Annotated in this window: 14 protein-coding genes; 3 read left to right on the top strand and 11 right to left on the bottom strand. The window is 35.9% G+C overall.

Annotated features, from left to right (window positions below; all coding sequences use genetic code 11):
• Positions 1 to 90: 90 nt before the first annotated feature.
• The 4 genes from MHI02_RS05390 to MHI02_RS05375 form a co-directional block, all read right to left on the bottom strand.
• Complete coding sequence (locus tag MHI02_RS05390) at positions 91 to 924, bottom strand: YihY/virulence factor BrkB family protein (protein WP_341165708.1); 834 nt, start codon at positions 922 to 924, stop codon at positions 91 to 93.
• 96 nt (positions 925 to 1,020) lie between these two features.
• The gene (locus MHI02_RS05385; protein WP_047185708.1) at positions 1,021 to 1,299 is read right to left on the bottom strand and encodes a YtxH domain-containing protein; all 279 of its coding nucleotides are present in this window, start codon (positions 1,297 to 1,299) and stop codon (positions 1,021 to 1,023) included.
• Positions 1,300 to 1,314: 15 nt separating this feature from the next.
• Entirely contained in the window at positions 1,315 to 1,788 is a 474-nt protein-coding gene (locus MHI02_RS05380) for a low molecular weight protein-tyrosine-phosphatase (RefSeq protein WP_047185709.1), read from the bottom strand.
• A 113-nt stretch (positions 1,789 to 1,901) separates the two neighbouring features.
• Positions 1,902 to 2,567 carry an SOS response-associated peptidase gene (locus MHI02_RS05375; protein ID WP_216884158.1) on the bottom strand — a complete coding sequence of 222 codons (666 nt, stop codon included), beginning with the start codon at positions 2,565 to 2,567 and terminating at the stop codon, positions 1,902 to 1,904.
• 338 nt (positions 2,568 to 2,905) lie between these two features.
• Here MHI02_RS05375 and MHI02_RS05370 point away from each other — a divergent pair, with 338 nt between their 5' ends.
• A complete protein-coding gene (locus MHI02_RS05370; protein WP_047185711.1) occupies positions 2,906 to 3,610 on the top strand; it encodes a DUF421 domain-containing protein in 705 nt (234 codons plus the stop codon).
• A gap of 162 nt (positions 3,611 to 3,772) precedes the next feature.
• Here MHI02_RS05370 and MHI02_RS05365 read toward each other — a convergent pair whose 3' ends face one another.
• A complete protein-coding gene (locus MHI02_RS05365) occupies positions 3,773 to 4,618 on the bottom strand; it encodes a CAP domain-containing protein (RefSeq protein ID WP_060668440.1) in 846 nt (281 codons plus the stop codon).
• 476 nt (positions 4,619 to 5,094) lie between these two features.
• Here MHI02_RS05365 and mreBH point away from each other — a divergent pair, with 476 nt between their 5' ends.
• On the top strand, positions 5,095 to 6,102 hold the full coding sequence (gene mreBH, locus MHI02_RS05360; RefSeq protein WP_145523828.1) for a rod-share determining protein MreBH: 1,008 nt from the start codon (positions 5,095 to 5,097) through the stop codon (positions 6,100 to 6,102).
• A gap of 359 nt (positions 6,103 to 6,461) precedes the next feature.
• Here the strand turns inward: mreBH and MHI02_RS05355 are convergent, their stop codons facing one another.
• Both MHI02_RS05355 and MHI02_RS05350 read right to left on the bottom strand, forming a co-directional pair.
• Positions 6,462 to 7,598, bottom strand: coding sequence for a saccharopine dehydrogenase family protein (locus tag MHI02_RS05355; protein WP_204798680.1), 1,137 nt, complete (start codon positions 7,596 to 7,598; stop codon positions 6,462 to 6,464).
• 117 nt (positions 7,599 to 7,715) lie between these two features.
• Positions 7,716 to 9,209, bottom strand: a complete 1,494-nt coding sequence (locus MHI02_RS05350) for an aldehyde dehydrogenase family protein (protein ID WP_204798679.1) — start codon at positions 9,207 to 9,209, stop codon at positions 7,716 to 7,718.
• A gap of 173 nt (positions 9,210 to 9,382) precedes the next feature.
• On the opposite strand from MHI02_RS05350, the gene MHI02_RS05345 reads away from it, so the two are divergent.
• Positions 9,383 to 10,720 carry a sodium-dependent transporter gene (locus tag MHI02_RS05345; protein WP_145523826.1) on the top strand — a complete coding sequence of 446 codons (1,338 nt, stop codon included), beginning with the start codon at positions 9,383 to 9,385 and terminating at the stop codon, positions 10,718 to 10,720.
• Positions 10,721 to 10,774: 54 nt separating this feature from the next.
• Here MHI02_RS05345 and MHI02_RS05340 read toward each other — a convergent pair whose 3' ends face one another.
• From MHI02_RS05340 to MHI02_RS05325, 4 genes are all read right to left on the bottom strand, one after another.
• Positions 10,775 to 11,071: a hemerythrin domain-containing protein gene (locus MHI02_RS05340; protein WP_060668442.1), complete on the bottom strand. Its 297-nt coding sequence runs from the start codon at positions 11,069 to 11,071 to the stop codon at positions 10,775 to 10,777.
• Positions 11,072 to 11,450: 379 nt separating this feature from the next.
• On the bottom strand, positions 11,451 to 12,332 hold the full coding sequence (locus MHI02_RS05335) for an IS3 family transposase (protein WP_052771790.1): 882 nt from the start codon (positions 12,330 to 12,332) through the stop codon (positions 11,451 to 11,453).
• On the bottom strand, positions 12,329 to 12,628 hold the full coding sequence (locus MHI02_RS05330; protein ID WP_052771789.1) for a helix-turn-helix domain-containing protein: 300 nt from the start codon (positions 12,626 to 12,628) through the stop codon (positions 12,329 to 12,331). The genes MHI02_RS05335 and MHI02_RS05330 overlap by 4 nt, the downstream gene beginning before the upstream one ends.
• 324 nt (positions 12,629 to 12,952) lie before the next feature.
• Positions 12,953 to 13,621, bottom strand: a complete 669-nt coding sequence (locus MHI02_RS05325; protein WP_047185718.1) for a hypothetical protein — start codon at positions 13,619 to 13,621, stop codon at positions 12,953 to 12,955.
• Positions 13,622 to 13,822: the final 201 nt, after the last annotated feature.

The following is a 13,822-nucleotide window of genomic DNA, read 5'->3' as shown; positions in this document are numbered from 1 at the left end:
CAGCATCAACATAGTTAATCCACAAAATCATAAAAAAAGACATCCGTTTATGATAACGAATGCCTTCTGAAATTTATGATTCTGTAATGATTAAAAAAATGTTCCTCTTTCTTTCTTAAACTTACTAATGACCGAGTTAATAATTCCGCCTATAATAATAATCGCGCCAAGTAGATAAAACCAAATCATTAAAATAATAATTGCACCTAGACTTCCGTATTTAACGGAATAATTTGCAAACGTACTTACATAAAAAGAAAAACCATAGGATACAACTTGCCATGCAATCGTACCAATAATCGTTCCCCAAATTGCTTCTCCAAAAGAAATATGTTTATTCGGGGCTAATTTATATAAGAAAAGTAATACGATAAAAAATATAACGGTAGATAACACCCATCTTAATGTGTGCCACAATTGTAAAAAGCTATCCGATAATCCAACAAATGCAAAAATGTATTCACCAATAATTTGCCCAAATACCGGCAGTAGTAAGGAAATAATAATAACTAGTACCATTGCGATGGTTAAAACAATCGCAATTAACCTTGTTGCAAGAAAAGAACGATCTTCATCGATATCATAAGCACGGTTAAAAGCTTTCATAATACCATTAATAGCGTTGGAAGCAGCCCATAAGGTCCCGATAATCCCAATTGAAAGCAATCCCCCATTTGCTTGGCTCAATAATTGATCTAAATTCGATTCAATTAACGTCATAATCTCGTCTGGAGCATAAACGTCCATGATTTCCATAACCGATTCCACATTAATTGGAAGATATCCGATTAAGTTAAGTAAAAACAGTAAAAACGGGAAAAGCGAAAGTAAGAAGAAATAAGCTAGTTGTGCGGCCAATCCAAAAACATCCACATCATCCATTCGTTTAAACAACTGTCTACTCATAATGATTAAATTATCCAATTTCCTCTCTCCTATTGTCAAACGGAACTTTTCTTTATTCAGAAAAAAATCGGCTTTTCGCCGATTCCCTTCCCTTTACATTATGTAAATTACCCACTATTTATTATTCGTAAACTTATTTATTGTTTCTTCAACTTGCTCTAAAGCGTTAATTGCATTATCCGCCCCACTAGTTAATGTTTCATTCCAACGATCAACTGTTGTACGGAATGTTTGAACTGCTTCAGATGGATTCTTAATATAATGAGAAGAACAAGATTTTACTGAATTCAAATGTGTTTTTGCATATTCTCTCGTATCCTTATCAAGTAATGCAACAATTGCTCCAACTGTTGCACCTGCAACCACTCCTGTAATCAATCTAGCTTTACCCATAAGTAATCTCTCCTTTTACAATGAATGTTCCATTTTAATATAGTTTAATAATTGGGTGCAACCCTCTAACACTAACTCATAAGCGTAATCAAAATTCCCAGTAAAGTAAGGATCCGGCACATTTTTTTCTTTAGGATTCTCTATAAAGTCCATTAATTTTCCAGTGGTTGCCTTATGGTTATTAGCATTTCCTAAATCCTTTAAACCTTTCATATTTTGATCATCCATTGCAATAATATAATCAAAATCCTCAAAGTCATGTACATTTACTTTTCTCGCAACCATGCCTTCGTACGAGATATTCTTACTATCTAATATATCTCTCGTACCTTTGTGTGGTGCTTTACCAATGTGCCACTCACCTAGACCCCCAGAATCCACTTCAATTTTATCGGCCAAGTTTTCTTTACAAACCATGTCTCTAAAAATAGCCTCTGCCATTGGCGATCTACATATATTCCCTAAACAAACAAATAAAACACGTATCATTTAATCACCTATTTTACAACTATTGTTATTATAATCAACTATTCCTATCATAAGCAATATTAATCCATTTTTCCAGAAGTTCTCCTTAAAAAACTTGGCATTTGTTTTTAAACTTATGTAATTGGTTGAATACACATTTCATCATTATTTATTGCAGCATTCACATAAGAACCTACATTATAAGCTGTCAATTCTTCCATCTCTATTGAATGTATAAATTCATGCGCTTGTTCGGGATGAAATTTAATAGGTGAAATCCATTCATTTTCCTTCTCTTTTGGTAAAATAACTGGCATCCGATGATGAATATTTCGCATAAATGTATTAGCCTCTTTTGTAAGGATTGTACATGTAAATAAGACCTTATCGTCCTGCACCCACTTATCCCAAAGACCGGCAAATGTGAAAATGTTCCTGTCTTTTACTTGAATTCGCTTTGGTTGCTTTTCACCATCTACCTTTTTCCATTCATAAAAACTGTCTGCTACAATAAGACATCGTTTTTGTGACATTAATTTTTTAAAACTCGGTTTTTCATGTGCAGTTTCGCTTCTTGCATTTATCATTTTATACCCTATTTTTTCATCCTTCGCCCATGACGGAACTAATCCCCAGCGCAAATATCCCGCTCGCTTTTTCTTTCCATCATGAATAATAGCTAATACATTTTGACCAGGAGCGATATTATAACTAGGTTGATAGGAATCAATTGGTTCATCGATATCAAATTCTTCAAGAATCTCTAGTTCATCTTTAAGCAACGTATACCTGCCACACATGTTCAATCACCCCTTGTAGAAAACCTTGCATTCCCTTTTCCTTTAAACGTACGATAAGCCCCTTCCATACATGCTACTATAAACGCAAAAACTTTTGAATTACTTTGAATTGAGAATGGGACTTCAACATTCCTAGACTTGATTATCATTCCGAGTTTGATAAGTGGACTTAAACCTGTAAATATAATTGCAGTTACCAAACCATTGGAAAGGATTCCCCGAAGCTAGTTGATCTGAAGCTTATTAATCAACCTGATTAAACAGATATTAGACAACTACTTTTTGGGCATATTATCAATATCTTTATCATTCATTTTTGTCCGAAGGGAGAAGATCAGATGGATTTTTTTCACGGTCAAGAAACACTTACGGCCATGCAATGGGTTTTGAGGGCAGTAGTAAGCTATTTTTTTATGCTTATTATCACAAAATTAATGGGACAGCGCTCCATTTCACAGCTTAATTTACTTGATTTTGCGATTGCAGTGATTATTGGTAACATAATCGCCCACCCTTTATCTGACGAAGGATTAGGCTTAAAAGGAGCTATGATTACGATGGGTTCACTTGTCATTTTATATGTATCAAGTGTTTTCATCGTATTAAAATCAAAATATATAAGAAAATTTGTTTTACCAAATCCAATGCCATTAATTAAAAATGGACAATTTGTTTATAAAAACTTAGCAAAGGCAAGAATTTCAGTGGATTACATATTATCAGAAGCCAGAAAAGAAAATATTGATGACCTTAAAAAGCTCTCGTTAGCTTTATGGGAGCCTAATGGAACGATTTCATTTTTTGTTAGTCCTAATTATCAGGCTATTACTCGGGGGGATTTAAATATTTTAACGAAGCCTTTTGATTTTCCAAAAGTTGTTATAAGAGAGGGGAATATAGAAAAATCTGTCCTACAGCAAGCCGGAAAGGAGGAAAGCTGGCTGCTATCAGCATTAAAAACAAATCATAATGTTGTACTGGAAGATGTGTTATTAGCTACTATAGATAAGAGCTATCAGTTAAAAGTTTTCTTATATCGCTAATGAAGGTACTGATTACTCACATACTCCATTAGGAAAAGCCATCATTATCATTCCGTTGTAGAATTTTTCTTGAATAGCAGATGAAAAAAACAGCACGAAACCAAATGTTTATCCATTCGATTTCATGCTGTTTATTTGTTTTAAAAAAGTTTTGTTCCAGTCTTATTTACCAATAAATTGTTGTGTCCAAAGGTTACCATTTTCTACATAACCCACACCGATGTGTGTAAAGTTTCCGTTAAGGATATTAGCACGGTGACCTTCACTGTTCATCCAAGCATTTACCACTTCTGCTGGAGTACGTTGACCTTTGGCAATGTTTTCACCTGCAGTACTGTAGCTAACGCCGAATTTCTTCATCATATCAAATGGTGAACCGTAAGTTGGGCTATTATGATCAAAGTATCCATTCGCTGCCATATCACGAGATTTTTCACGAGCTACTTTACTCAATTCATTATCTACTTTTAGTGCTGCTAAACCATGTTTTGCTCTTTCTTGGTTTGTTAAAGTAACTACTTCTTGTTCAAATTGGCTTAATTGATTACCTTGTTCTTTTGTAGCTTCTTTTTCAGCTGGTTTTTGAGTTTCCTTCGTTGGTTGTTGTACTTTATTATCAGCTGGTTTTTCTACTTCTTTTGCTGGTTGATCTGCTTTATTTTCAGCAGGTTTTTCTACTTCTTTTGCTGGTTGGTCAGCTTTATTTTCGGCTGGCTTTTCTACTTCTTTTTCCGGTTGATCTGCTTTATTCTCTTTTGTTGGTTGTTGATTGTTGTCATTACAGTTTATCTTATACTTGTTCATTGCTTTCTGAACTAAATCGTGAATCTTAGCTTGATCTAGATTTTTATTGTTTAGGTTAACTTGTTCTCCATTAATAGAGTAATAAACTTTATATGAACTATTTGCATTAGCGTTTGTATCTGCATGTGCATCTGCGGAATCAAATGCTCCCCCAAAGATAATTGCAGCCGATAGTGCTGTTACAATACCTACCTTCTTAAACATATATATGTTCTCTCCTTTTGGTTTTTATTTTTGAAAAGCCCTCGTGTGACTTACAAAATCATCATAGCACAGGTTTTTTGTAATAATTTTGGCTCTAATTTCCAAATGAGAGATTTAAAATAAACTAGATTCATAAAAAAAGAGAAAACCTTGATTTATCCATCAAACTGAAAAATCCTTGATTTAGAATAAATGGATAGGGATGCTTCTTCCTACAAAATTTTCCATAATATTAATGTTGACACTTTTTTTAATGGCGTCATTTGTTACAAAACCACCTTTTTTGTAAACAAATTGTCACTTGATTTGTTCTCTATTTCGGATTATTTTTATTAATATGCTTTTCACTATTAGATATATATAGGAAGTTTCTAAAATCTATTAAAGGGAAAAATTAAAACTATTATACAACCCCCATAAAAAAGTAGAATTAGAAGTATTACTATATAAAGTCTGACTTCATTGGAGGAACTTAAATGTTTTCAAATGCTGAAATTGGAATTGATTTAGGAACAGCTAACATCCTGATCTATTCAAAATCAAAAGGTATCGTACTAAATGAGCCATCTGTTGTGGCAATTGACATAAATACAAAACAAGTCGTAGCCGTTGGGGCTGAGGCAAAAGAAATGATCGGAAAAACTCCTCAAAACATCGTACCTATCCGCCCCTTAAAAGATGGCGTTATTGCGGATTATGACGTAACCGCGCAAATGTTAAAAGTTCTCTTAAAAAAGGTAAGCAAAAAAGCAGGAATTTCTACGAGGAAACCTATTGTTGTAGTCTGTACTCCATCTGGAAGTACTTCTGTGGAGAGACGCGCAATCCACAATGCAGTCACTAGTTACGGTGCAAAGAATGTACATTTAATAGAAGAACCAGTTGCTGCAGCAATTGGTGCTGACTTACCGGTTGATGAACCTACTGCAAGTGTGGTTGTTGACATTGGTGGAGGTACAACCGAGGTTGGAATTATCTCATTCGGGGGTGTAGTTGCTTGTAATTCAGTACGTGTAGCAGGCGATCGTTTGGATGAAGAAATCATTCTTCACATTCGCAAACATTACAACATTTTAATTGGGGAACGTACTGCTGAAAGTATTAAAATGGAGATTGGCCATGCAGATTCGGATCATGAAGAAGTAAATATGGAGGTTCGTGGACGTGATATGGTTACGGGGTTACCAAAAACCATTACAATCTCATCTAAAGAAATTCACTCTGCTCTTAAAGAATCTCTAGAACAAATCCTTGATACAATCCGTGCAACATTAGAAGATTGCCCACCTGAACTAAGTGGAGACATCGTAGACCACGGTATTGTTCTAACTGGTGGCGGAGCATTATTAAATGGAATACAAAAATGGTTGTCTACAGTAATCAATGTTCCCGTTCATATTGCACCTAGTCCACTAGAATCAGTTGCAATTGGAACAGGTCGTTCTTTACAAATGATTACAAAATTACAAAAGGCTGCAAAATAATCCTCTTCAGTTCATGTATTTTTTTAATGCATGAACTGTTTTTTTAATCATAATAAAAAATATTTAGAAATTAACGATAGAAATCGTTTACAAATGTTTTACTTTGCTTTATAATACTAATTAATCAACCGTGTTCATTCACGGTTAAAACCTACGAATAAGTTACTGCCTAGTCTGTTCACATTCCTTTATAGGTCTGTTCCAACAGATGTAAGCCATTTCAAAACATTTGAAATGGCCTTTTTTTATTCCACCTAAATGGGCAGTAAGAAGTCTTCTTTATTATATTCGAAACGAACAACATTAAAAAACCTGCTTCACATAGCAGGTTACATTCTAGCAGTCACATTCTATCAGCATTAGCACTCTTTTATATTTACTCCACGTTTTGCCATTTCTTTTATATACAAATCCCCAGGAACTATTTGCTCTGGAGGTAGAACGCCTTTATCCTTGATCGTTCCATTTCCTATCATTTGTGCAACAACAGAAATCGTATTAGCAGTAGCGCGAGCCATTGCTGTTGTTTTCTTTTCTTTATAGGTCACCATTTCATATTGACGTTTGCAAGGTTTCCCGTCTTTTAAACCTGAGACAATAACCCGAAGTAATACAACATCGTCTTTTTCTCCTAATTCTACGATTGGATCCAGCACTTTTAAAAATACTTCTCTCGGACTTACCTTCATTCCGTTGATATCTACTTTAAAGCCTTTACGCGTTAAATTTAAATCAATCAAAAACTTAAATTTTTCTGCATGGCCTGGGTAGCGTATGGTTTTATATTCTAATTCCTCTAGGTTAGGAAATGAAATCGACAGAGTAGATGTCCCCCCCGAAGTATGAAAGGCTTCTAAAGGTCCAAATTTTTCAAAATGAATTTCCTCTACTTCAGATAAGGAAGGAATCTCTTGTTTCACGCCATTTCGTATAATAAAGGATGGGTCTGTATAATGATCAAAAACGCCTTCCATGGAAAATACATGATTATACTGAAATGGAGGCTCTGGTCTTAATGGAATTCCACCAACAAATAGTTTAATAGACCTAACGTTATCTAGTTTACTACCCCCATAGCCAGATAAAATATTGATCATGCCAGGAGCAACACCTAGATCCGGAATGATTGTAATTTTAGCTTTTTTGGCTTCCTCAGCTAATTTTAATACTTTATCCGTTATATGACCGATGTGTCCTCCTAAATCAACAGAATTTACCCCTACTTTAATAGCCGTCTTAGCAACTGTTTCATTAAAAGTATAAAATAATGCATTAATAATCACATCAAACTGTTTCATGAAATTCTCTAATTCATTAAGATTATTCGCATCAACTTGATAGGCGGTTAGTTTAGCCGATTCAAGTTGTTCACATACCTTTTGAGCACGATCTAAATCCACGTCAGCCAAACCAACAGCTGAAACATTCGGACTCGTTACTAAATCTCTTACCACTTCTTTCCCCATTAACCCAGATCCCAATACACCAACTTTCATACGGTTACCTCCAGTATCTCAAAAGTTGTTTACTTTCATTGGCAGGTACCCCCTGCATAAGTGCAACTAAGACATTCGCTAAAAGCATGCGAATGTCAAGTTTTCTAAGTGTCTTCATTAGTCTACGTCAATTTGGGCACGTTGTAATTTACCACTATAATCCACATAAACCGCCTTCCATTCTGTAAACACGTCCAGTGCCTGAACACCTGAATCACGATGACCATTTCCCGTTCCTTTTGTACCGCCGAATGGTAAATGAATTTCCGCTCCAGTTGTTCCTGCATTCACGTACACGATACCAGTATCTAAATCACGTTGTGCTTGAAATACACGATTTACATCTTGAGTAAAAATAGAACTTGATAGACCAAATGACACCCCGTTATTAACCTCAATCGCCTCTTCTAGACTTTGGACAGGAATTAACGAAACAACCGGACCAAAGATTTCTTCCTGCGCTATTCTCATATCTGGTTTAGCATCTGTAAACAAAGTTGGAGCAAAGAAAAATCCACCCTCAAAACCAGAGCCGCTTAATTCATATCCACCTTCGACTAATCTGGCACCTTCCTTTTTACCAATCTCGATATAATCTTTAATTTTATTCATACCTGCCTGATTAATGATAGGACCAACTTTTATGTTTTCATCTAAACCATTGCCAATTGTTAATTCTTTCATTTTTACTAATAACTTTTTCTCAAGCTGCTCTTTTACTGCTTCATGCACAATAACACGGCTACATGCTGTACAACGCTGCCCACTTGTTCCATAGGCGCTCCACAATATTCCCTCGACCGCTAAATCTAGGTCAGCATCATCCATAACGATTACTGCATTTTTTCCCCCCATCTCTAGTGAAACCTTTTTTAGTTGTCTACCACAATCAGCCGCAATATTTCTACCGACATCATTAGATCCTGTAAACGAAATCACTCGAATATCGTCGTGATGGACCATCGCATTTCCAACAGTCGCTCCACTACCAAAAACAACATTTATTACTCCTTTTGGTAGACCAGCTTCTTCAAAAATTTTAGCGAGTTCATAAGCCATAATTGGCGTTTCCGAAGCTGGCTTCCATACTACTGCATTTCCAGCAACAATTGCCGGGAATGATTTCCATGTTGCGATTGCAATCGGAAAATTCCAAGGGGTAATTATCCCAACTACTCCAACTGGAACCCGCTGACTCATAGCAAACTTACTTTTTAGTTCTGCCGGGGTCGTCTGTCCAAACATCCTTCTACCTTCTCCTGCCATATAAAAGGCCATATCGATTCCTTCCTGCACTTCTCCCCTTGCCTCTTCAATTACTTTTCCGTTTTCCATCGTTAGCAGTTTAGATAAATGTTCTTTTCTTTCTTCTAATAAATGACCAACTCGATATAAAAATTGTGCACGTTGTGGAGCTGGTACAAGTGCCCATTCTTTTTGAGCGTTCTTTGCCGCAAAAACAGCATCATTTACCGAATCTTGACCGGATAATGGAACTTGAACAATCTCTTTACCGTTCGCTGGATTAATAACAGCTACTGTTTCTTTCACCTCCACCCATTTTCCGTTGATGTAGTTCTTTAATTTGTTCGTATCTAAAGAAACTGACATATAAGCATCCCCTTTCCCTTTTTTAAAGAGAGACTCATACTACTTCTAAATTCATCTGACACTATATTTTATTAAAAGGCCAATTGTTTAAGAACATTTGTTTACATGGATATGCTTATGTTATACTTATAGAATTGTAAAGCAGAGATATACAAAAGAGAGGACATAGTTTCATGCAGAAAAAACAACAATGGACATCACGTTTAGGATTTATCCTTTCATCTGCTGGTGCTGCCATAGGCCTTGGTGCAATTTGGAAGTTTCCATATATGACCGGTACTAATGGCGGAGGAGCATTTTTCTTATTATTTATCGCTTTTACCATCATTATTGGATTACCTATTCTAATTGCAGAATTCATTATTGGTAGGGGGGCTGGTACGGAAGCTGTTCGTGCCTATAAAAAGCTTTTACCAAATGGTATTTCTAAATATATTGGTCACTGGGGAGTTGTTGGGGCTTTTTTACTTATGTCATTTTATTGTGTCGTTGGTGGATGGGTTCTCATATATAGTATTTTGTCTATTCCTGGACTTATTGTTCAAGAAGGCGCTAATTATAATGAACTTTTCTCCCAAATCACAGGCACTCCATGGGTTACCCTCTTAGGTTTTGCACTATTTCTTCTAATCAATATGATAGTTGTTTCTTTCGGAATTCAAGATGGAATAGAAAAGGCTAGTAAAATATTAATGCCGCTATTATTTATCTTTTTTATCATATTAGTGATTCGCGCTGTCACGTTTGAAGGTGCTATAGAAGGTATCCGCTTTTTCCTTGAACCTGATTTTTCAAAATTAAATCAGGAAAACATTTTATATGCATTAGGACAATCATTCTTTTCCTTAGCAGTTGGAATTTCGGTTATGGTAACATATAGTTCCTATTTAGGTAAGGATGTAAGTTTACCAGTATCAGCTGGTTCTGTTTCGATTATGAATATTTTAGTTTCCTTGTTTGCTGGACTAGCTATCTTCCCTGTTGTATTTGCATTTGGATTGGAGCCAGCAGAAGGACCTGGGTTATTGTTTATCGTATTACCAGAAGCTTTTAGCAGCATGCCATTTGGTGAATTGTTCTTGAGCTTATTCTTATGGTTGTTTTCATTTGCGGTCTTCACTTCTTCCTTTAGCATGCTTGAAATTATAACAGCAGCATTTATGAATAAAAACCGTTCGCGTAGAAAAGTAGCAAGTATTTCAACTCTATTAGTATTCATCGCTGGTATTCCAGCTGCACTTTCTTCCAATATACTTAGTGATTTCACAATTTTCGGTTTGACCGTATTTGATGCTACAGATTTCCTTGTTAGTAATATTATGCTACCGGGTGGGTGTTTGTTCATCGCTTTATTTGTCGGATTTAAAATGGATCGAACTTTAGTACAACAAGAATTTCTAGCTGGAGGTCAATTTGGGATTAACACGTATCACGTATGGTACCAACTTATACGCTGGTTAGTTCCGATAACGATTATTATTGTGTTCTTAACAACACTTGGAATCATATAAAATAAAACAAGGCTCTGGAACTCTGGAGCCTTGTTTTATTATTTATAGTTCAAACTATAGACGTGAAAATAATATATTATTTTCTAAATGAATGCGTTGGAACGTATCCTCTTCTGATTCTGCTAAGCACGCATATGTGATTTGATAAGAACCACATGCATCTGCTGGCGGTAAGAAATCACCAGTAATGATTCTCATTTCTTTCAACAGATTTCCTACAGCGTTATGTTCATCTTCTAATCCACCATTTGCTACCCGAATCTTTTCTAGCAGTTCTTTACTTTGATTGGCCTCATATTCCTTGATAAGCGGGAATACTTCATTATTTTCTTTAATCGTGTGTTGCTTCAAACGTAGAGAGTGGGTATCATGGACAAAAGATACTGGATTTTTATTTCAAACGTCCGTGAGATCCTACACCTGCTTCTGTCAAGTAGACAGTACCAAAGTGTCTCAAAAAACTTTTCACAATACCTTTGTTTCCGATAGTTTGAGCTATGATCATATACGCCACCCTTGCCAGGCATTTGGGTTCGTGGTGGTGAATAAAGTGGCGAATCGGGAAAAATAAAGCTATTAAAGCTCCCTATTCGCACACAGAGCGTACCACGAACCATCTCTTCTAAGTTCTCGCTGGTCGGGGGCCCCTATCCCCAACACACCGAATCACTAAGAAGAGGCATGCCAGGCAAGGGCAAGCAGCTCCGCTGTGGTTCCCTGCGGTGCATTTTTAGCTTGCGTAACGCTTGATATATTTTACAGGACTCGTTTGTAATTTTGTGTTGATTCGATTATGATTAAAGTAATGGATATATTGGTTTGCCGCATTTTGAACTTCGAATACAGTCTCTGTGTTTTCAAAAAAACATTCTATTTCACACTTGTAATGACTAAAGAAGTTTTCAATGCATGCGTTGTCCCAGCAGTTGCCTCTGCGGGACATGGATGGGGTGAGGCCCATCTCTTTGACACGCATTTGATAACCAGCGTTTGTGAACTGTGTGCCTTGATCACTATGTAAAATGGCACCTTTCACAAACTTTTTTTCTTTTAAACGATCTAACGCTTCGTATACAAGCTCTATATCCTGACGTTGACTAATAGAATACGCCACAATCTCGTCATGAAATAAATCTTTAATCGCACACAAATAAAGATTCTTGTTTGGCCCCTCTATCACTGGTAAATAGGTAATATCAATCGCAAACTTCATTCCGGGTTTCTTTGCTTGAAAGTTTCGATTTAATATATTCGGTACTTTTTTATTTATCTCGTTACGCTTAACAAAGCGCCTTTGGCGGATCTTACAACGAATACCATATTTCCGCATGATTTTAGAGACACGCATCTCTCCAACCTCAATGTCATATTCCTCCTTTAATGCCATTTTCATTCTTTTTCTTCCCAATGTACCACGGTGTTTATGATGTAATTGGATGATATAGTTGTATAATTCTTCGTCCTTTTGTGCCTGCACACTACCCCCTCCACGTTTTTTCCATTTGTAATAACCAGATCGTGATACATCAGTCAGTTGCACTAACATCGTAACAGGATAATCTTTCTCATTTGCTTCTATAAAGGCAAATTGTACCTCTTTCTGCTTTCTCACATCCTTTCCAGCTCCAAAAGCTTTTTTAAATATTCGATTTGTAATGCTTGTCGTTCGATAAGCTCATCTTTGGTTTCCTCTTCTTTTCGTTTCTGTTTACCTATGCTTTTCATACCTCTTGTATCTTTTAACGCTTCATAACCTCCTTCACGTACCTTATTAACCCACCGATTCGCTACTCGAGGTGCACTAATGTTATATTCCTTTATCAAATCTCGGATTGCATACCCCTCAAAATACTTTTCAACCACTTTTTTCTTTAATTCATAACTGTATCTTTTTAGTTGTCTTGTCATATTCATCCCCTATTTTCTATCTAATTCTATATATAAGATTATCAAATGAATAGGACACTTTCTAAAATTGTCTACTTTATAGATACAATATCAGGAGTTATCACGGACAAATCTGGCTGGTTTCCTCCTTCAATCGTCCGTGAGATCCCTTATCATGGACAAATCTAACTAGTTTTCTTCTCCAATCGTCCATGAGATCCTTTGTCACGGACAAATCTGGCTGGTTTCCTCCTTCAATCGTCCATGAAAACCTGTCACAGCCCAAACACTCTTTCATTAAAAAAAGCAGAGCAAATTCAATTTGCTCTGCTTTTTTAATTCTATTTAATCTTCATCAAATCGATATAGCAATTCATAGTTGTCTTCGTTTAAAAGCTCGGCAACATGCACTCTTACTCCATGCCCAAAAACAACCTCGTCTTCTGTCATTGCCACAATCATTGCTTTTGTTTTGTTTTGAACATCCAAATAAATATCCCCAACAACCGGGTTTAATGCATCATCATTTTCAGCTAAATACGAAATCGATTCATCTTGTAATTGTTTTTCTTCGGGTACTAGGCTCTTGTCATAATAAGCAATTTCCTGGCTAGCGTCTTTCTTACCAGGAACTAATACGACATACTCATGATGTTTAACACCATTATCTCTTGTCGTTACAACATTTCCACCTTCCACACTTTCTACCTTTTCAATTTCATTTAAAGAATAGTGATCAAGAAAGTCTGGTGCCGGTTTAACGATGAGAATATAATCTCCAGGCTTAGCTTTTTCATTTTCGTCAATTGTGTAACGTTTACCATAAAAAATAAATGTATCATTATGTTTCGGTTTGTAATACTGTATCTCTTTCGCTTGCGTTAAAACTTGTTGCATATCCTTTAAGCGATATAAATGGACTGATCTTTTAAACATTGGTTTTACACTATATACTTTATGCAATTCATTTTTATAGAAAACAAATTGACCCTTTCTTACCTGGAAAAGTTTCATTTAATTCCTCCTAGTTGATTAATAAAGATAAAAGTTCAGAAAAAAGTATAGGACTTATCTCTTTATGTTAGCTGGTCGTAGGAAAGCATAAAGAAGACTTCCCCTACATAAGCCAACCAAGCATTGCTAAATTCTAATAGAGGTTATTCAAAAAGTCCAGTAAAAATGACACTTCGAATTCCCGACGCGCAGAAAACAAAT

Origin of the sequence: Oceanobacillus sp. FSL K6-0118 (assembly GCF_038006665.1) — a bacterium.
Lineage (GTDB): Bacteria > Bacillota > Bacilli > Bacillales > Amphibacillaceae > Oceanobacillus > Oceanobacillus caeni.
This window is presented reverse-complemented; position numbering and strand designations above follow the sequence as displayed.

Bases quoted from the DNA above. Each gene is read 5' to 3' on its own strand.
- MHI02_RS05385 (WP_047185708.1), bottom strand. From the start codon at position 1,299: ATGGGTAAAGCTAGATTGATTACAGGAGTGGTTGCAGGTGCAACAGTT.
- MHI02_RS05380 (WP_047185709.1), bottom strand. From the start codon at position 1,788: ATGATACGTGTTTTATTTGTTTGTTTAGGGAATATATGTAGATCGCCA.
- MHI02_RS05375 (WP_216884158.1), bottom strand. From the start codon at position 2,567: ATGTGTGGCAGGTATACGTTGCTTAAAGATGAACTAGAGATTCTTGAA.
- MHI02_RS05370 (WP_047185711.1), top strand. From the start codon at position 2,906: ATGGATTTTTTTCACGGTCAAGAAACACTTACGGCCATGCAATGGGTT.
- MHI02_RS05365 (WP_060668440.1), bottom strand. From the start codon at position 4,618: ATGTTTAAGAAGGTAGGTATTGTAACAGCACTATCGGCTGCAATTATC.
- mreBH (WP_145523828.1), top strand. From the start codon at position 5,095: ATGTTTTCAAATGCTGAAATTGGAATTGATTTAGGAACAGCTAACATC.
- MHI02_RS05355 (WP_204798680.1), bottom strand. From the start codon at position 7,598: ATGAAAGTTGGTGTATTGGGATCTGGGTTAATGGGGAAAGAAGTGGTA.
- MHI02_RS05350 (WP_204798679.1), bottom strand. From the start codon at position 9,209: ATGTCAGTTTCTTTAGATACGAACAAATTAAAGAACTACATCAACGGA.
- MHI02_RS05345 (WP_145523826.1), top strand. From the start codon at position 9,383: ATGCAGAAAAAACAACAATGGACATCACGTTTAGGATTTATCCTTTCA.
- MHI02_RS05330 (WP_052771789.1), bottom strand. From the start codon at position 12,628: ATGACAAGACAACTAAAAAGATACAGTTATGAATTAAAGAAAAAAGTG.
- MHI02_RS05325 (WP_047185718.1), bottom strand. From the start codon at position 13,621: ATGAAACTTTTCCAGGTAAGAAAGGGTCAATTTGTTTTCTATAAAAAT.